The organism is Ruegeria sp. CH8, from assembly GCF_056536985.1.
In genome coordinates this window covers 1-15,701 of record NZ_JBQFQR010000050.1, presented here as the reverse complement: position 1 = coordinate 15,701, position 15,701 = coordinate 1, and the positions used below count along the sequence as shown (strand labels likewise).

Annotated in this window: 15 protein-coding genes and 2 pseudogenes; 8 read left to right on the top strand and 9 right to left on the bottom strand. The window is 54.2% G+C overall.

Annotated features, from left to right (window positions below; translation table 11 throughout):
* Positions 1 to 65: 65 nt before the first annotated feature.
* Positions 66 to 1,066 (bottom strand): annotated as a pseudogene (locus tag ACR0ER_RS25065) (IS3 family transposase); the annotation flags it as partial.
* Positions 1,067 to 1,431: 365 nt separating this feature from the next.
* Positions 1,432 to 2,757: a tetratricopeptide repeat protein gene (locus ACR0ER_RS25060; RefSeq protein ID WP_480771194.1), complete on the bottom strand. Its 1,326-nt coding sequence runs from the start codon at positions 2,755 to 2,757 to the stop codon at positions 1,432 to 1,434.
* A gap of 144 nt (positions 2,758 to 2,901) precedes the next feature.
* Between ACR0ER_RS25060 and ACR0ER_RS25055 the strand changes: the two genes are divergently transcribed.
* Genes ACR0ER_RS25055 through ACR0ER_RS25030 form a run of 6 tightly spaced genes read left to right on the top strand, consistent with a single transcriptional unit; the run spans position 2,902 to position 8,740 of the window.
* A complete protein-coding gene (locus tag ACR0ER_RS25055; RefSeq protein ID WP_480771193.1) occupies positions 2,902 to 3,204 on the top strand; it encodes a hypothetical protein in 303 nt (100 codons plus the stop codon).
* Positions 3,205 to 3,212: 8 nt separating this feature from the next.
* A complete protein-coding gene (gene gntH / locus ACR0ER_RS25050; RefSeq protein WP_480771192.1) occupies positions 3,213 to 4,667 on the top strand; it encodes a guanitoxin biosynthesis MBL fold metallo-hydrolase GntH in 1,455 nt (484 codons plus the stop codon).
* 46 nt (positions 4,668 to 4,713) lie between these two features.
* A complete protein-coding gene (locus tag ACR0ER_RS25045) occupies positions 4,714 to 5,859 on the top strand; it encodes an HlyD family secretion protein (protein WP_480771191.1) in 1,146 nt (381 codons plus the stop codon).
* Entirely contained in the window at positions 5,856 to 6,575 is a 720-nt protein-coding gene (locus tag ACR0ER_RS25040; protein WP_480771190.1) for an ABC transporter ATP-binding protein, read from the top strand. Before ACR0ER_RS25045 ends, ACR0ER_RS25040 begins: the two co-directional genes overlap by 4 nt.
* A complete protein-coding gene (locus ACR0ER_RS25035; protein ID WP_480771196.1) occupies positions 6,575 to 8,068 on the top strand; it encodes an ABC transporter permease in 1,494 nt (497 codons plus the stop codon). The genes ACR0ER_RS25040 and ACR0ER_RS25035 overlap by 1 nt, the downstream gene beginning before the upstream one ends.
* A gap of 18 nt (positions 8,069 to 8,086) precedes the next feature.
* Positions 8,087 to 8,740: a DUF3299 domain-containing protein gene (locus ACR0ER_RS25030; protein WP_480771189.1), complete on the top strand. Its 654-nt coding sequence runs from the start codon at positions 8,087 to 8,089 to the stop codon at positions 8,738 to 8,740.
* A gap of 166 nt (positions 8,741 to 8,906) precedes the next feature.
* Here the strand turns inward: ACR0ER_RS25030 and ACR0ER_RS25025 are convergent.
* Both ACR0ER_RS25025 and ACR0ER_RS25020 read right to left on the bottom strand, forming a co-directional pair.
* Positions 8,907 to 10,258, bottom strand: a protein-coding gene (locus ACR0ER_RS25025; RefSeq protein ID WP_480771195.1) for an IS3 family transposase whose coding sequence is annotated in 2 segments (ribosomal slippage) — positions 8,907 to 9,922 and positions 9,922 to 10,258 — 1,353 coding nt in all. Because the reading frame shifts where the segments join, the coding sequence is not laid out codon by codon here.
* 48 nt (positions 10,259 to 10,306) lie between these two features.
* Complete coding sequence (locus ACR0ER_RS25020; RefSeq protein WP_480771197.1) at positions 10,307 to 10,480, bottom strand: hypothetical protein; 174 nt, start codon at positions 10,478 to 10,480, stop codon at positions 10,307 to 10,309.
* A gap of 172 nt (positions 10,481 to 10,652) precedes the next feature.
* On the opposite strand from ACR0ER_RS25020, the pseudogene ACR0ER_RS25015 reads away from it, so the two are divergent.
* Positions 10,653 to 10,874: pseudogene (locus tag ACR0ER_RS25015) on the top strand (LysR substrate-binding domain-containing protein); the annotation flags it as partial.
* Between the two features lie 87 nt (positions 10,875 to 10,961).
* Here the strand turns inward: ACR0ER_RS25015 and ACR0ER_RS25010 are convergent.
* The 4 genes from ACR0ER_RS25010 to ACR0ER_RS24995 all read right to left on the bottom strand — a co-directional run bounded on the left by ACR0ER_RS25010 (position 10,962) and on the right by ACR0ER_RS24995 (position 14,208).
* Positions 10,962 to 11,531, bottom strand: a complete 570-nt coding sequence (locus ACR0ER_RS25010) for a carboxymuconolactone decarboxylase family protein (protein WP_480771188.1) — start codon at positions 11,529 to 11,531, stop codon at positions 10,962 to 10,964.
* A 137-nt stretch (positions 11,532 to 11,668) separates the two neighbouring features.
* On the bottom strand, positions 11,669 to 12,154 hold the full coding sequence (locus ACR0ER_RS25005; protein WP_480771187.1) for a YHS domain-containing (seleno)protein: 486 nt from the start codon (positions 12,152 to 12,154) through the stop codon (positions 11,669 to 11,671).
* A gap of 48 nt (positions 12,155 to 12,202) precedes the next feature.
* Positions 12,203 to 13,069, bottom strand: a complete 867-nt coding sequence (locus ACR0ER_RS25000) for a cysteine hydrolase family protein (protein ID WP_480771186.1) — start codon at positions 13,067 to 13,069, stop codon at positions 12,203 to 12,205.
* A 161-nt stretch (positions 13,070 to 13,230) separates the two neighbouring features.
* Positions 13,231 to 14,208 carry an AraC family transcriptional regulator ligand-binding domain-containing protein gene (locus ACR0ER_RS24995; protein ID WP_480771185.1) on the bottom strand — a complete coding sequence of 326 codons (978 nt, stop codon included), beginning with the start codon at positions 14,206 to 14,208 and terminating at the stop codon, positions 13,231 to 13,233.
* Positions 14,209 to 14,435: 227 nt separating this feature from the next.
* Between ACR0ER_RS24995 and ACR0ER_RS24990 the strand changes: the two genes are divergently transcribed.
* Positions 14,436 to 15,308, top strand: coding sequence for a bile acid:sodium symporter family protein (locus ACR0ER_RS24990; RefSeq protein WP_480771184.1), 873 nt, complete (start codon positions 14,436 to 14,438; stop codon positions 15,306 to 15,308).
* A 97-nt stretch (positions 15,309 to 15,405) separates the two neighbouring features.
* Here the strand turns inward: ACR0ER_RS24990 and ACR0ER_RS24985 are convergent.
* Positions 15,406 to 15,701, bottom strand: a 296-nt coding sequence (locus tag ACR0ER_RS24985; protein WP_480771183.1) for a hypothetical protein, incomplete at its 5' end; no start/stop codon positions are given.

Genomic DNA, 15,701 nt, shown 5'->3' with positions numbered 1-15,701 from the left:
AGCATTTGACGCCTGGAATGCCGCCACTCGAGCTGCTTGAAGTCCGGGCATCAGCATTCCTTGGTGGGTCGGAAGTTAACGTGACAACACCTGTTGTAGTCGTATCGCCAGAGCGCCAGCTTGCGCCGGGCATCCTCCAGGCTGTCGAACATCTCCTCGTTCAGGAGCTCGTCGCGCAAGCTGCCGTTGAAGCTTTCGATGAAGGCGTTCTGCTGCGGCTTGCCCGGATCGATGTAGTGCCAGTCGACGCCGTTGTCGTTGGCCCACTTAAGGATTGCCCGGCTGGTGAACGCGGTCCAGTTGTCGCTGACAATGCTGGTCGGTCTGCAATAGACCCGGACAAGCGCATTCAGCTCCCGCGCGACTCTGGCCCCTGAGATGCTCGTGTCGGCCATCAGGCACAGGTTCTCGCGGCAGCAATCATCGTTCACCGCCAGAATGCGGAACCGGCGTGAAGCCCCGAACGCGTCAGACAGGAAGTCCAGCGACCAGCGTTCGCCCGGTCTCAGCGCCTTCGGCATTGGTGTCCGCGATCCCCGCGCCCGTTTGCGGCCCCGTCGTCGCCTGACACCCAGCTTCTCATCCGTGTACAGGCGATAGAGCTTCTTGTGGTTCATGATCATCCCCTTGCGTTCCAGCATCACGCCAATCCGCCGATTGCCGAACCGGCGGCGCTTGGCAGCGACAACCTTCATCTCCTTGAGTATCTCGGGATTGTCCGGTGGGCGTTCACGCCGGACCGTCTTCGGATCGATACAGACAAGTCGGCAGGCCCGGCGTTGCGAGATGTCATGATCCCGCATCGCCCTGAGCGCGGCCTCTCGCCGCTCATTTGGCGTCGTCAGTTCTTTCCCAAAAGATCCTTCAGCACCACGTTGTCCAGCATGGCCTCGGCCAGCAGCCGCTTGAGCTTGGCATTCTCGTCCTCCATCGCTCTCAGCTTCGCGACGTCAGACACCTCCATGCCGCCATACTTCGATTTGTATTTGTAGAAACTGCCCTGGCTGAGACCGTTCTTCCGGCACAACTCCGCAGTCGGCATCCCGGCTTCCTGTTCTTTGATCATCCCGATGATCTGGGCTTGCGTGAAACGGCTCTTTCGCCTTCGTATGCACCTTCCAAAGGTTGAGCAAACTCTACATCACAACGTGGGAAGTTTCGGGGGGGCAGGTCAATCCCCCTCGGCTTGCTGCACTTTACATGAACGGCGCCTTTTCACATCGCGGCGCGGCACGAATATTCACGCAGTCGCAGAAAGATTCGTGCCGCGTGCGCACGCAGCGAGAACAAAAGCTGCCGTTAGCTACAGCAAATTCCAATGACCGCTTTCGGCGTTCAATAACACTATCAAGGTATGTTCGCTTGTGTTGGCGGTAAAACACACTTTACGTACGTGGGCCTGTCTCCAGCCATGGCTCGTAAGGGTATATCTTAAAACTGCCATCCCGCATCCGTTAAGGCTGAAATCACCTCTTCTGAAAAATCTGGACTGGAATAAAACACAGCTAGTACAAGATCTGGCCTGAACTCTGGCCAGGACTGTTTAAGTTGTCTTAGTGTTGCCTTTGCCTCTTCGAATTCACCCAAACTCTGATAGGAAGCCGCCAAATAAACCAACGAGAGCGCGCTGACCGGGTCCCCATTGTCACTCGCAAATTTCAAAGACGCGATTGCTTCCCTAAACTCACCGATGTGAAAACTGGCAACCGCGCGAATGTTCCTGTTGGCAAACTGATGACTTCCGATCTCTCTGGGATGGCTTGGGTCACTGACATCATACGCTTCTTCAAAGCGACCCATAACCAGCAGTATCACGCCGCGAAAGTCCAGAACGTTTCCGTCTTTGGGTCGAAGCGACTGGGCGAGTGCTGAATACTCCAATGCGCTGTCATAGTCGCCAGAAACGTAAGATACCCATGCCATTGCGGATTGGCTCCAGCCGTTTGAGGGCGCAATGTCCACAGCTTTCTGTGCCATTTGTCCTGAATCCAGTATCAGCGTGTCACGCTCTTCCTCGCCACGCGTTAGGAGGGCCTGGGTTCCCAGACTATGGGCCAATCCGGCATATCCACAGTAAAAATCGGGGGCCTCTTTTATTGCCACTCTAAATATTTCGCTGGCCAGGATCTGGTTATCGATAGATGCGATTGGAAACAGCAGGCCCCGAGCTTGGTCGCAGTAGTTTGACGCCTGTACTGCAGCGGGTGATTTAGTGGAAAGAGCCCGTCGCTCAAGTGAGCGCGCGGATGTCTTTTGGTTGAGGTCAACAACCTGTTCTATGCGCCCGCCCCAGATGTAGGCAAGAGCAATGATCGCTACGGTGATAGCAGGGATGCCTATCAGCCAGGGCAAGCCCGGGCTGAATGGCGTACGATCAACATTGCTCTGAAATGTACTTGAGCGGTCTTCGAACCAAGGCGCGTAGCCGCCGCTATCAATGTGAATGCGCAGATCGTCTCCAGCACCTGCCGTTTCATAGTACTGCTGAAGTTTCCTTCGCAACCGCCCAGCATCGACGCGAACGACGTTGATGTGACTGTCTTCGCTGGCGAAACTCTTGAAGTAGACATCCTGAGCAATTGTTTTGCCAAGAATAGCTTCTGACCTGCCTTCTATGGCCTCTTCAACTACGTAGTTCAGGAAATTCCGCAGGCGTTCTGCCTTGGTGAACGTGTCACTGGCCAACACGCGTTCCAAGGCTTCCCTTACGCGGGTCGCATGCCGTTCCGGATCAAGTGTCAGATCTTGCTCAGCCATCTCACAATTCAAGTTACGCTGTGTTTTCAACCCTATACTGCTGCCTGACCATCTGGATGTCACCCTAATTTCACGGTTTTACCCTTCAGTGGTACGCCTTGTGCCATCAAGCTCATGCTCAGAGAGGAACCAGGTGGCCGGACGATGACAGGCGTCAGTTTACTAGAACTCATTTTCCCTGACCAAATCAATCGCATCCGCCACATGCGAAAAACTCATCATGGATTTGAGACGCTTTGCCAGGATTTCGATCTGCTCTCGGCCGAGTTGGAGAGGCCGGAGATAGCCAATGAGACAACTCAGGCATGTCTGAACTGCCCCGTCACCGAAAGCTTAGACGGCCTGGCGGAAGAAATCGCCGAACATCTTTCTCAGGTCGCCCAATCAGATATCATCCCGAAATCCATTTCAGAAATGGTTCCGATATTCACCCAGGCTCAAAAATAGGACTGAAAATGCTGCAAGACAGATGGAAGAAGTCGACTAAATCACTCGGCGCTCTCGCCACCGCGGCGACACTTTTCGCCACGAGTTCATTTGGTCAGGGGGTTCCAGTACAAGAGCCCTCGTCACAAGAAGATATTGCCGCTGCCTTAGGCGGCGGTGTGCCAATGGGGCGCTGGAAAGAGGGTTTGACGTTTGAAGGCATCTCGCCGCAACCGTGGTTGAAAAGCGCAGCAAACTGGTTCCCACGCACCGAGGATGTTCAGCCCAATGAGATGCGGATCATCTTCATGGGATCGGCCCCGTTCATTCGTCCCGGACAGATGAACACTGCCATTCTTGTCGAACTGGGCAACGGCAAGATTTTTATGTTCGACATTGGTGAGGGCTCACCTGCAAATATCATTGCCAGTGGGTATGCATTGAATGAAATCACTGACGTGTTCATTACCCACTTGCACGTGGACCACTTTGGCGGTTTGCCATACCTGTGGATGTTCGGAACCTGGGCCGGCGGATGGCATGAGCAGCTGACGGTGCATGGTCCATCGGGCCGAACCGAAGAATACGGTACAGCGACGATGGTCGAAGGCATGAAAATGATGACCGGTTGGCACCGGGATGCGTTTAGCGTGTTTCCGGTTGGCAAAGGCTGGGACATCATCGTCAACGAATTCGATTTCCGCGACAATGGCGGCGTGATCTATGACGAAGACGGGGTGAAAGTCACGCACTGGCAGCGAAGCCATGCCAAGGACGGTGCATCCGGATATCGATTGGACTGGAATGGCTTGTGCTTCATCTGGACGGGTGACGGTCGACCTAACATGATCGACATACCTTTCGCCAAAGGCTGTGATGTCTTTGTCACCGAACAGCAGCAGGAAATCATCGAAATCTCATCTGGTGTTCAGGGCGTGCCGCCATTCTTGGGGCGTTATACCGTCGATACTCATCACACACCCAGCTATGCCGCTGGCTACATTGCCAATCTGGTGCAGCCCCGACTTCTGATGAATACGCACATGAGCTATGATCCCTATCAGATTGAGGAGACCGTTGCGGAGATCCGCGAGCATTGGAAAGGTCCCTATCACTTTGGTGCGCCTGACGGCATCGTTGTCAACGTGACAAAGGATCAGATTTGGGTGCGCGAAGGTATTCTGCCACGGTTCCCGAACTCACGGGCGCCGCAGTTTGACTTCAGCAATGGCCAGCTTGTGGTGCCGCATCCTCCGCATCAGCGCGTAGATATTCAGGAGCCTTATGTGCGCGAAATGGAGATCGATCCGAAGCTGTATTATCCCGAAGGATACCACCCCGAGTTGCTGACCGAATGGCCAGTTGACGGCGATCTTGTTGTGCCTTTGGATGCTCTTCCGGATAACCTGAAAGAGAGCATGGGTGCAGCGTGGCGCCATCGCGAAGCCAACCGCAAAGCGCTGGAAGAGCAAGGCGACAATTAAGTCGCCATGACAAACAGGGCGATCACTCGAAAGTTTGGGTGGTCGCTTGAACTTTCCAGAAACAAAACGGAGGATTGAAGTCTTGTTGATCGTACTTGGCCTCTACTTTGGAATAGTCTGGCTGGTCTTCTCCAAGTTCCACCTTCTCCCCTGGACTGGGTTCTGGAAAACTCTGGTTTACGGTGTAGCCGCTGTTATTGCTTTGGTCGTCATCGGCGCTCTGAACCACACAACTCCGACTGGTCCTATATCGGTTCAGGGAGTTTCAACGAATATTGCTCCAAACGTGGCTGGTACTGTTACAGAAGTCGTTGTGGAGCCAAACCAAAAAGTCGCAAAGGGCGAGCCTCTATTCCGGATAGACAATGAAGTTTACAAAGCCGAGGTCTCCCGGCTCGAAGCTGTCTTGGAAACTGCAAAGTCATCTGCCGATCAACTGGTATCAGATTTGTCAGCCGCCGAGGCGGAGATAGAATCTTTAACTGCTCAGCTGACTTTCGGAATCCAGCGTCGCGATGACATCATCCGTTTGGAGGAGCGAGGGGCTTCTACTACGTTCCAACTGCAAGAGGCTGTCTCAACCATCGACCAGTTGACCGCAAACATCCGCGCAGCCGAAGCCCGGAAGACAAGCCTTGAACGGCGTATCGCCGCGAAAATCGACGGGCGTGACGCAGGTGTTGTGGAGGCTGAACAGACGCTTGCGCAAGCTCTTTGGGATTTAGAACAAACAGTTGTAAAAGCGCCAGGAAACGGCGTTGTTACGGCTGTATCTCTGCGACCAGGCAACCGTGCCACTCCGCTACAAGGGGCAATAACTTTTGTCGAACCTGGAGACTATGCAGTAATTGCTACTCTGCCCCAATCTAGTCGCGCCAATGTTTCGGTTGGTGATGAAATCCGGCTTGCTTTTAGAACGGAACCCGGTGGAGAAATCACCGGCCGTATATCCGATTTTCCGGTTGGAACTGGCGAAGGTACCGTTGATTTAAGATCAGGCCTTCCCTCTTTGCGCGACTTAACCGGGATATCCAGCTACATCGTATTGGTTGAACTACCTGTGGGCACAGACAAAAATTCCTTGCATTTTGGAACATCAGGAACAGCTTTGGTCAAGACAGACAAGGCTGGAGCCATTGGTGTTTTGGCAGAGATCCTTTTCTGGGTCACCAAGAAGCTCAATTATCTTTGAAAAACCGGGTCAATTCATCTGTGTCATTAGTGAAAACTGTCGAACTCAAATCCTTGGTATTTAGGTGGCCTGGTCAACCTGACCCGGTGCTTTCAATCGATAACTTCGATCTTGGGGCCGGGGAAAGCGTGTTTATGAGAGGTCCCAGTGGCAGCGGAAAGACCACATTGCTTTCGGCAATTGCCGGCGTGATCGATGTGCCGAAAAACTCTGTTCGCGTTGCAGGCACGGATGTTGGGGCTTTGGCCGGAGGTGATCGTGACCGTTTTCGCGTGGATCATTTGGGGATTGTCTTCCAAGTCTTTAATCTTTTGCCTTGGCTCAGTGCGCTTGAAAACACGCTACTGCCCTGTCGGTTTTCAGTGCTACGTCGTAATGGATCGGGGCCGGACCCCAAGGCTACCGCGACACGGTTGCTAAGTGAGCTGGGTCTTAAGGATGCTGAGCTGATCAATCGACCTGCCAGCGCCCTGAGTGTTGGGCAGCAACAGCGAGTTGCGGCGGCGCGGGCTTTGATAGGGGCGCCCGAAGTTGTGTTGGCGGATGAACCCACCTCGGCTTTGGATGAGGAAGCGAAAGATACGTTTGCCCAGCTGTTGCTGAAGGAATGCAAAGCATCAGGGGCGAGTTTGCTATTTGTCAGCCACGATCGCAGCCTGGAAAAACACTTCGATCGGAGCGTTGAATTGCCGGTACTAAACGCGGGCAAAACGTGATGATCAACCTTTGTGTAAAAAGCCTTCTCAATCGTCGCTTCATCGCTGCGTTGACTGTTATTAGCATTGCCTTGAGCGTGGCTTTGATTGTTGGGGTTGAACGGCTGCGAACAGAGGCACGAGCGGGTTTTGCCAATTCTGCATCAGGTATCGACCTGATCATTGCGGCACGCGGAAACGATGTGCAGATCCTGATGGCAACGGTTTTTGGTGTCGGCACAACAGGCACCGGTATCAGCTGGGACAGCTACGAGATGATCGAAGATCTGCCTCAGGTAAGCTGGGCAGTGCCGATCATGATGGGTGACAACCATCTTGGATATCCCGTGATCGGAACGTCCGAGCAATATTTTGATCACTTTCGTCATAGTGGCGGCCAGCAACTGAAATTCGCTGAAGGTGTTCCGTTTCAGTCTCCAGATGGCGCAGTGATTGGAGCAAAAGTTGCTCAGACTTTCGGGTACACGTCAGGTTCTGAAATCGTGAATGCCCATGGCTCAGGGGAAGTCGCCTTTGATGTCCACGACGAAGCGCCTTTCACAGTGACCGGCGTGCTGGGTCATACCGGGACGTCTGTCGACAGAATGGTTTTTGTCTCGCTCGAGGGTTTTGACGCCTTACACGAAGAACTTGCATCAGAGGTTGCGGACCCATTCTTTTTGGTCGATGCACCTAAGGCCACCGAAGAACACGAAGACCATGACACCGAACATTCCCATAATGAAGATCACGCAGACAGCGAATTTGCAGACGTGCATGTGGATCACGACGACGGCCATGGACAAGACGATGACTATGCGGAGCACGGCGAGCCTGACGAGCACGAAGAAGGGCATCAGGAACATGACGACAGTCATACCCACGAAAGCGACAATGAAGACGAGGCGGAAGCTGTCGAGACCTTTCGCGGGCACGATCACGGTGGCCATGATCACGAACCAGGGACCATCAACGCAATTTTTGTCGGGCTAGAGGAGAAAACGGCGGTTCTTTCAGTTCAACGGCAACTTGCAGACCATCGCGACGAGGCACTGACTGCTGTTCTTCCCAATGTTGCGCTGTTACAGCTTTGGTCGATTACCGGCGCGGCCGAGACTGCGCTGCGCCTGATGGCGGGCGCTGTGGCAGTGGCTGGAATGATCGGCATGGTGGTCATGTTGTCTGCTTCGCTCGACAGCCGACGGCGTGAATTTGCGATCCTTCGATCCGTGGGTGCAACACCAGCCGGAGTCTTTTCCCTGATCTTGCTTGAAGCCGTTTTACTGTTGTTGGCCGGCATCGTGCTTGGATTAATCGCACTCAGCGCCCTCACGCTTGTTATCGATCCGGTTCTTGCAGCAAATTTTGGGCTTCGCATCGGTGTTGACCTGCCAAGTGTTCGCGAGGTTCTTCTCATAGCCCTCGTTTTCTGCTCTGGTCTTCTTGCTAGTATTATACCTGCGCTAAGGGTGTACCGTTTGACGCTATCAGACGGGCTGTCGGTGCGGCATTGAATAAGAGGACCCGCTGAAATGAAGACCATTACGCATTTTCTGAATGTCTTATTCACCCTTGCGATTGCGGCGCCTCTTCTTGCAGCGGATCCGCGCAATATCAGTTGGCAAGATCTCCTTCCTGAAGAGCGGCCCTACCACGATCCATTTGCCACCCTAGAATATTCTCAGATCAATGCGTTGGCCATGCTTTACCGAATTGAGGTTCTGCATGCGGACACTGCGGATGATGAGAAGCGCGCTGAAGCGGTTCAGATCCGCGAAGTTCTTGTATCTCAAGGCCTTGACCCAGATTGGTTGTTTGAACAACGCGAAATTGTGATGAATCAACGGTCGATTGCCTCGCGCGAACCGAATCTTGATCTCTTGGGGGAGAACGTGCGTCTTCCTGGCTATCTCCTTCCCCTGGATATTGTCGACCAGAAGGCGGTCGAATTCCTTCTGGTTCCGACAGTTGGAGCGTGCATTCACACACCGCCTCCTCCGGCCAATCAGATGGTCTATGTGCGATACGAACAAGGCTTCGAAATCAATGAACTATACAAACCGGTCTGGATAAGCGGGGAAATGCGGGCACTGAGCAGGTCCCAGTCACTCAATTACGTGGACGGCCAGGCAAATATCGAAACCTCATATGCAATGGATGCGCTGTCAGTAGAAATCTATGACTGATGTCGTACAATGCACTGCGCATCAGTGTTGCCTATTAAAGTTCTTGGTGAATTACGCACCGTGCTACTCATCGGTGACTTTGGGAACGCCTATTGTCCGTCATCGAATGATTTGGAACACGAGCGTTTGATTGGCTTAGGAGGATCAGGCTCGCCGTAGTTTCAATCTACGCCGCGTTCTGATGATGCAGCAAGCGGCGTTTCTGGATTGTCTGGTGTTTGATTTCCTTTCTGCGTCTGAGGATTGTTTCGGCTCGACCGAAATAGACATCGGCGGGTGTCAGATTGCTGATGCTCTCGTGGTATCGGTTGTGGTTGTAGTGATTGATGAAGTCGCCGATGGCCTGTTCGAGCGCTCCTTGCAGATAGTAGTTTTCCATCAGGACACGGTTCTTCATCGTCTGATGCCATCGCTCAATCTTGCCCTGGGTCTGCGGATGGTTGGGCGCTCCCCGAACATGATCCATACCCTGCTCATCCAGCCATTTCGCCAACTCGCCAGAGATGTAACTGCTGCCGTTGTCGCTGAGCAGCCGGGGCTTGTGGGCAACGGTGACACTGTCACAACCTGATGCAGCCAAAGCGTCTTCCAGTGTTCCTGTGACATCGTCAGCTTTCATCGTGGTGCAAAGGCGCCAAGAGACAACGTAACGGCTGTAATCATCCAGGATCGTAGACAGGTAGAACCAGCCCCAACCGATGACTTTGAGATAGGTGAAGTCGGTCTGCCAAAGCTGGTTCGGCCGCACAGTCTTCTCATGGAATTCATCCGCCGCTTTGATGGTGATGCAGGCTGGGCTAGTGATCAGATCTTGTGCCTTCAGAAGCCTGTAAACACTGGCCTCAGAAACGAAGTAGCGCCTGGTGTCGGTGAACCGCACCGCAAGCTCGCGGGGCGATAACTCGGGTTCTTCCAGAGCCAGTTCCACGATCTGCTTGCGCACCTTGTCGGGGATGCGGTTCCAAACCCTACCTGGCCGGGAATGGCGATCCTCAAGCCCGGCCTCGCCGAAAGACAGATACCTGTCGTACCAGCGGTAGAAGGTCGTTCTGGGAATGCCGAGCTTTTCCAGTGTGCGTTTGATCGGCAGGTGCGAACCGTCAACCAGCCGGATGATCTCAAGCTTTTCGGATGCGGGATATCTCATTCGTCGTCTCCCCCATCCTCGAACATGCTTTTTTTGAGCAGCCGGTTCTCAAGGGTCAGGTCGGCGACTACCTCTTTCAGCGCCGACGATTCCGCTCTCAAATCCTTCACCTCAGAGCTGGTAGCCTGGCGTGCGGTATCGCCAGCCAACCGCTTCTTACCGGCCTCAAGGAACTCTTTCGACCAGCTGTAATACAGGCTCGTAGCTATTCCTTCACGGCGACACAGCTCCGCTATGCTGTCTTCACCACGAAGCCCATCCAACACAATACGGATCTTCTCCTCTGCCGAATGCTGGCGCCGTGTCTTCCTGCGGATGTCTTTGACAACTCTCTCTACTGACGCTTTCTGTTTCCCGGATTTCATTCTCATCTCCACTCTCTGATGGTTACGATGAGCCTGAAATCCTCCGCTACGCAATCAACCTAGTCTGTTCCATGGGTGCTGATGGCGGACACTGCGTGACCGCATGTCCTCGCCTTTTAGGCCGTCCAGCACGATCCTGATCTTCTCTTCTGCGGAGTACTGTTTGCGGGTCGCACGGCGAATGTCCTTTACGACCTTCTCACCGTGGCTCTGCTTGGTTCCGGTCATGCGCTACGTTTGATCCACTGGATCAAACGCTTGACGCTTTGACCTATCTCATCTCCACTCCTCGGCGCTTACGATGAGCCAGAAACCCTCTCTTATCAGATCGACCTAAACTGTCCCATGGGCGCTGACGTCAGACACCTTTTAGAAGCCGGGAAAGACTATATCCAAACGCATGAGCCCACGCATCAGCATGAACACAAATGACGCTGTGATCGAGTTGGCCTTGCAAGGTCATGGTGTCGGACGGCTTCTGTCCTATCAAGTCGCACCTTACATTGCAGATGGGCGGCTCAAGACTGTACTAAAGTCGTATGAACCACCCGAGGTCCCCATCCATCTTGCGCATCAAGAGGGACGAACCGTGTCTGCGAAGGTGCGCGCCTTTGTTGACTTTATTGCCGGACGTCTCAAATCACATGCCCTTCTTGTCGGGAACCCAACACAGGTCAAAAGCAAGATTAACAAATGGGCGGGCGTCGCGCTATTCAGCCACTGCCGCGACCGAGGCGATCCATGCATTTGGCACAAAAGCATCATCCAACGCGGTGTCCGCCACATGGTTCGTATAGTTCGACAGGGTTTTCAACGCTGTGCCGAGGATGACTTCCAGCATAGATTGGCGTGTGTAACCAGCCGTTAGAAACGCCTCGACCTGTGCGTCGCTGGGCCAGCCTCGGCTTTCGTTGATCACGATGGCGAATTTGCGCAGTGCTTCCAATTTGGGGTCGGCGATAGGGCTGCCATCGCGTAACGCTGCGATCACGTCTTCGGGGACACCGGCCATCTGTGAAAGAGTGGTATGGGCGGCCATGCAGTACTTGCACCCGTTCAACCGGTTGTTAGTCATAAGGATGATCTGGCGCTCAGTCTCTGACAGGCTGGTCTTTCCAAAGATGTTGGAAAGTGTCGTATAGCCTTCCAAAATTGCGGGCGCTTCGGCCATGGCCGCATAAAGGTTGGGCACAAAACCATATCCTCTCAGCGATGCTTCCAGAATTGGTTTCGCGGCATCAGGGGCTGAGGCGATTGTATATGTCTCAAAATCAGTCATGTCTGGGTTCCTTTGGGAAGAGTTTTCGACGCACGCGAATTGTCATTGCGGACAGGGCGTCTTGGAGAGATGCCGGCCTTTTGGGGAGGGGAGAGGCAGCGGTGGCTCCGACCGGCAAAAGCCACCAAATTCCTCGATCAAAGGCTGCCGACAGGCGTGTGGTGGATGTCTGCCCACTTGGCATGGGCGCCTTGGATCACGGTCTCTTTGTCCTCGAGGTACTTCTTGAAGATGTCTTCATTCACAAAGAGATAGAGCTTGCCGTCGACGATATCGGCATACCGAACATCGCCATCAAGCTTCTTGCCGACATAGACGCCAAAGGCGCAGAAGCCGCCGAATTGAGGCAGATGTGCCGTCGGATCCGCTTCGAACGTGGCTTGCGCTGCCTGTGATGCAAAATAGTAGTCCACACCGTCATGAGCCGACGTGTAAGCGGCGTTGCCCATCTCGGGTTTCTCAGCTTCAAACATCGACACAGGATCGACGCCGTGCATACCAAGGGGGTGTCCGGTCAAAGTAAGACTGTTCGAAACGTTGTATTCATCATCGGCCAATGCCGCCGCCGCCAGGGCAAGAGTCAGCGCTGTTGTAAGCGCAGGAAATGTAAAGATGCGTTTCATATTGTGTCCTTTCGTGATGTCAGGATCAAATTGGAAAGTCAGTTCGGGTCAGGCTGATTGGCCGATGCGCTCAACCGCGTCGTCGGTCCACCAGACGCCGTTGGCGACCATGCGGAAGTTGATGATGGCGGCGAGATATCCGTCGCCTTCAGGCACCTTGGCCCCGGCCGTGGCATCGCGAACGACAGCGACTTCGTAGCCCAGCTCCAGCAGCTCGTAGAGATGCGCCTGCGTACACAGGTTCGCCGACATCCCCGCGAGGATCACCTTGTCGATCTTGCGTTTACGCAATTGCAGGTTCAGGTCATTCTGAGCAGGGCTGTAAACCTTGTGTGGCGAGCAAATGATGGTTTCGCCATCCTCGATGTACTTCTTGTATTGCGGCATCCAGTCGGCACCTGAGCCCTCGAAGTTGTCCAAATTGAGCGGTCCCAGGCGGTCAAACATGCCGATGCTGTGCATCGTGGCTTCCAGAGTGCCCTCGAACTCCCACTTGTGGTCATGTGGGTAGTAATAGTGGGGCGAGATGAAGACCGGCATCCCCGCAGCCTTGGCGGCAATGAAAAGCCGTTCGATATTGTCGACGGTGCCCTGCTCGGTCACGCTTTCGCCAACGACGCCCCACGTCACACCGTCCTCTGACAAAAAATCAATCTGGGGGTCGGTCACCACAAGCGCAGTACGCCCCGGCTCGATGGTCATGTCGATTTGGGGAAGGCCTGGATTTTCCGGGTCAGCATAGTAGGCGCGTGCTTCGTCGGTCGCGGCAAGGGCCTGCCCGCCAGCCATTATTGTTGTACCTGCCGCGGCCACCCCGGCGGCTTGCGTCAGGAGGCGGCGGCGCGCCATATCAACGCGTTCGGGCGTGACGTCGCAAGCGCAGCTGGCTCCACGTTTGTGGTCATGATTGCTCATTGCAAATTTCCTTTGTCTGAGAGGGGCAAAACGGTCTGCCTTACTCGGCAGCGCCCCAAGTGGATCTGACAAAGAAGAAGTTAGACACCACATTGACCTAGGTATCGGCCCGCCCTGCCAAGGTTTTGGCCGAACCTGCCATGTGGTCTTGAGCTGTGCGTCTAGTCTGAGGTCGCTTGCTGTCGGAAACGAGCGGGAGCCAGTCCGACCCAACGCTTGAAGGCGCGGCTGAACGTGCTCTGTTCCGAAAACCCGGTCATAAAGGCGATCTCGGCGATGGAAGCCTTACCGTCACGGAGCAGGTCACGAGCGAGTGCAACTTGTGCCTGACCAAGAACGTCGCGATAGGTCAGCCCTTCTTCGGCCAACCTGCGGTAAAGAGTGCGCTCGCTCATTCCCATCTCTTGGGCGACATGCGCCGCCTGCGGTGCGCCGTTACTCAGGGCTGGCGTAAGCCGGTGGACAATTGCTTGGCTCAGTGAGGTGTCGTCATCGCGAGAGTTGAACTCCTCATCCAGGTGCTTCGTCATGAAATCTGACAAGCCCGGATCGCCAAGACGATTTTCGCTTTCCAGCATAGCAGGGCGCATAGCAATGGCATTGTGGGCGCTCCCAAATCGAACCGGGCACCCGAAATATTCGGCGTAATGTTCTGGCTCTTGTCTGCATGCATGCTGAAACGTGACATATGCGAGCGACAACCCATCACCCACAAACCGATGCATGTTCCTCGCAAAGGCCGCAAGCGCGCATTCGTTGCGCAGCTCCAAGGCGGCGCGATGTGGTGTTTGTCCTTCAAAAATCCAAAGAACCGGGTCGCCGGTTTCATCAAGTCTGTAAACTGCGGTGTCCGTGACGAGACGAAAATAACGCTCGATCCGTTGCAATGATTGCCGCAAGGTCGGAGCTGTCTTAACGGCCAGGCCAAGTACGCCGAGATCATCGGTCGCAATCGCGTTTGCATAGGCCTCAACCAACGCGGCCTCGTCCGCTTGTTGCGCACGAATCCAATCTATCAAATCGAAATACGCATCATCCGCCAATTGGCCGTCTTGAGCTTCTGGTAAACGCAGCACGACAGCGCCATTCGAAATCAGGGCGCCATCGTCGTTCAGCGTCATCCCGGCGGCGTTGGCCATCGCGCGGGCGAATGCGTAAGTTACACTTGCCATACAGTGAGATTAGCACTGGAAAGCTCTTTCACGCCAGATCGTCCAACCCTGTGATAGGTATAATAAATAAAGACAGCCTCGATCTTCGGGCGCTTGAGGATAAATGCGCCAGACTGACAAAACTCGTCATCAGGTTTTCTGAACGGTATCGTCCGAAAGCGTGCGGAAGCATGCAGTCATAGAGGTCATGGTAGATGGGAGAAATTTTCATATCTGTGCTGCTGCCGCTCGCAGTTGTTGTCATCATGTTCTGCCTTGGCCTCGGACTCACAGCGGCTGACTTTCAACGCATCGGACGACGTCCACGGGCCTTTTGCGTCGGCGCTCTCAACCAGATCATTTTGCTGCCTTGCATCGCTTTGATCGTGACTTTTATCTTTGGGATTTCCGCTGAGACAGCTGTTGGCATCATGATTTTAGCGGCCTGTCCGGGCGGGGCGATCAGTAACATCGTGACCAAGCTTTCGAATTGGGATGTCGCTTTGTCCGTTACTCTTACAGCAGTCTTCAGTCTGACATGCGTCCTGACCGTACCGCTCATCCTGGGGTTTTCGGTGCAGTTGTTCATGGGAGCAACAGCGCCTGCGGTCGACATTTCTTCGACGGTTTTAGCGATGTTTTTGTGGACAGTTTCGCCGATCCTGGCCGGCGTGGCCGTGCGATCCGTGGCCTCGCGAACCGTCGCCGATATCGAGCCGATCTTTAGCAAAATCTCTATGCTACTTTTTGCAGTGGTCGTCGGAGGGGCGATCATTTCAAACTGGGGGGTGGTCGCGGAAAACTACCTTAGACTTGGACCGGCACTTTTTAGTGTAGGCGCGTTACTCACGCTTACAGGCGTCATGAGTTCACGGTTGCTTGGGTGCACAGATGTTGAGGCTAAAACGATTTCAATTGAAACCGGCGTTCAAAACGGGGCTTTGGGCATCGCAATTGCCACCTTGCTGTTGCCGAACACCGATGGGTTAAGCGCATATGCCATCCCATCCGCAATTTATAGCGTGGTCTGGATCGTGACAGTGTTGCCTGTCTTCGCCCTCCTTGCGCGAAGAAGCCCAATTTCATGATCCTGACGCCTATTTGCTAGCTCTGGTTATGCGCTGAGCCAGGCCCTTTTGTTTCCATGCCTGAGCGCCATCTGGTCAAAGAGCGGTCAAGGAGCTCCTAAGCCCGTTGTGGAACGGCCGCTTTGGCGATTTTCCCTGTTGAAGGGAAAAGCCTTTGCTGCCAGTTCGGAGGATCCTGCGTCAGCGGCAGTGTAAAATCCAAAGCCGCCGTCAAGGAAGACGATACTTCGGGTTCAATAGGGATTTTTGAAATGGGGCTGGCAGGCGGCAAACCAGCCAATGGCGAAGTTGGTGTACAGCGCGTGAGAACGGCGGTGAGAAAGTCGACCACGGTAGCGGCGGGATGACCCTGCTGCGGGCGGCGTAAAAGTCGTCCATCTTTGCCCTTCTTTT

Excerpts from the sequence above, each read along its gene's own strand:
- ACR0ER_RS25010 (WP_480771188.1), bottom strand. The coding sequence starts at position 11,531 with ATGACTGATTTTGAGACATATACAATCGCCTCAGCCCCTGATGCCGCG.
- ACR0ER_RS25020 (WP_480771197.1), bottom strand. The coding sequence starts at position 10,480 with ATGACCGGAACCAAGCAGAGCCACGGTGAGAAGGTCGTAAAGGACATT.
- ACR0ER_RS24995 (WP_480771185.1), bottom strand. The coding sequence starts at position 14,208 with ATGGCCAACGCCGCCGGGATGACGCTGAACGACGATGGCGCCCTGATT.
- gntH (WP_480771192.1), top strand. The coding sequence starts at position 3,213 with ATGCTGCAAGACAGATGGAAGAAGTCGACTAAATCACTCGGCGCTCTC.
- ACR0ER_RS25005 (WP_480771187.1), bottom strand. The coding sequence starts at position 12,154 with ATGAAACGCATCTTTACATTTCCTGCGCTTACAACAGCGCTGACTCTT.
- ACR0ER_RS25060 (WP_480771194.1), bottom strand. The coding sequence starts at position 2,757 with ATGGCTGAGCAAGATCTGACACTTGATCCGGAACGGCATGCGACCCGC.
- ACR0ER_RS25030 (WP_480771189.1), top strand. The coding sequence starts at position 8,087 with ATGAAGACCATTACGCATTTTCTGAATGTCTTATTCACCCTTGCGATT.
- ACR0ER_RS25055 (WP_480771193.1), top strand. The coding sequence starts at position 2,902 with ATGACAGGCGTCAGTTTACTAGAACTCATTTTCCCTGACCAAATCAAT.
- ACR0ER_RS25000 (WP_480771186.1), bottom strand. The coding sequence starts at position 13,069 with ATGAGCAATCATGACCACAAACGTGGAGCCAGCTGCGCTTGCGACGTC.
- ACR0ER_RS24990 (WP_480771184.1), top strand. The coding sequence starts at position 14,436 with ATGGGAGAAATTTTCATATCTGTGCTGCTGCCGCTCGCAGTTGTTGTC.
- ACR0ER_RS25035 (WP_480771196.1), top strand. The coding sequence starts at position 6,575 with ATGATCAACCTTTGTGTAAAAAGCCTTCTCAATCGTCGCTTCATCGCT.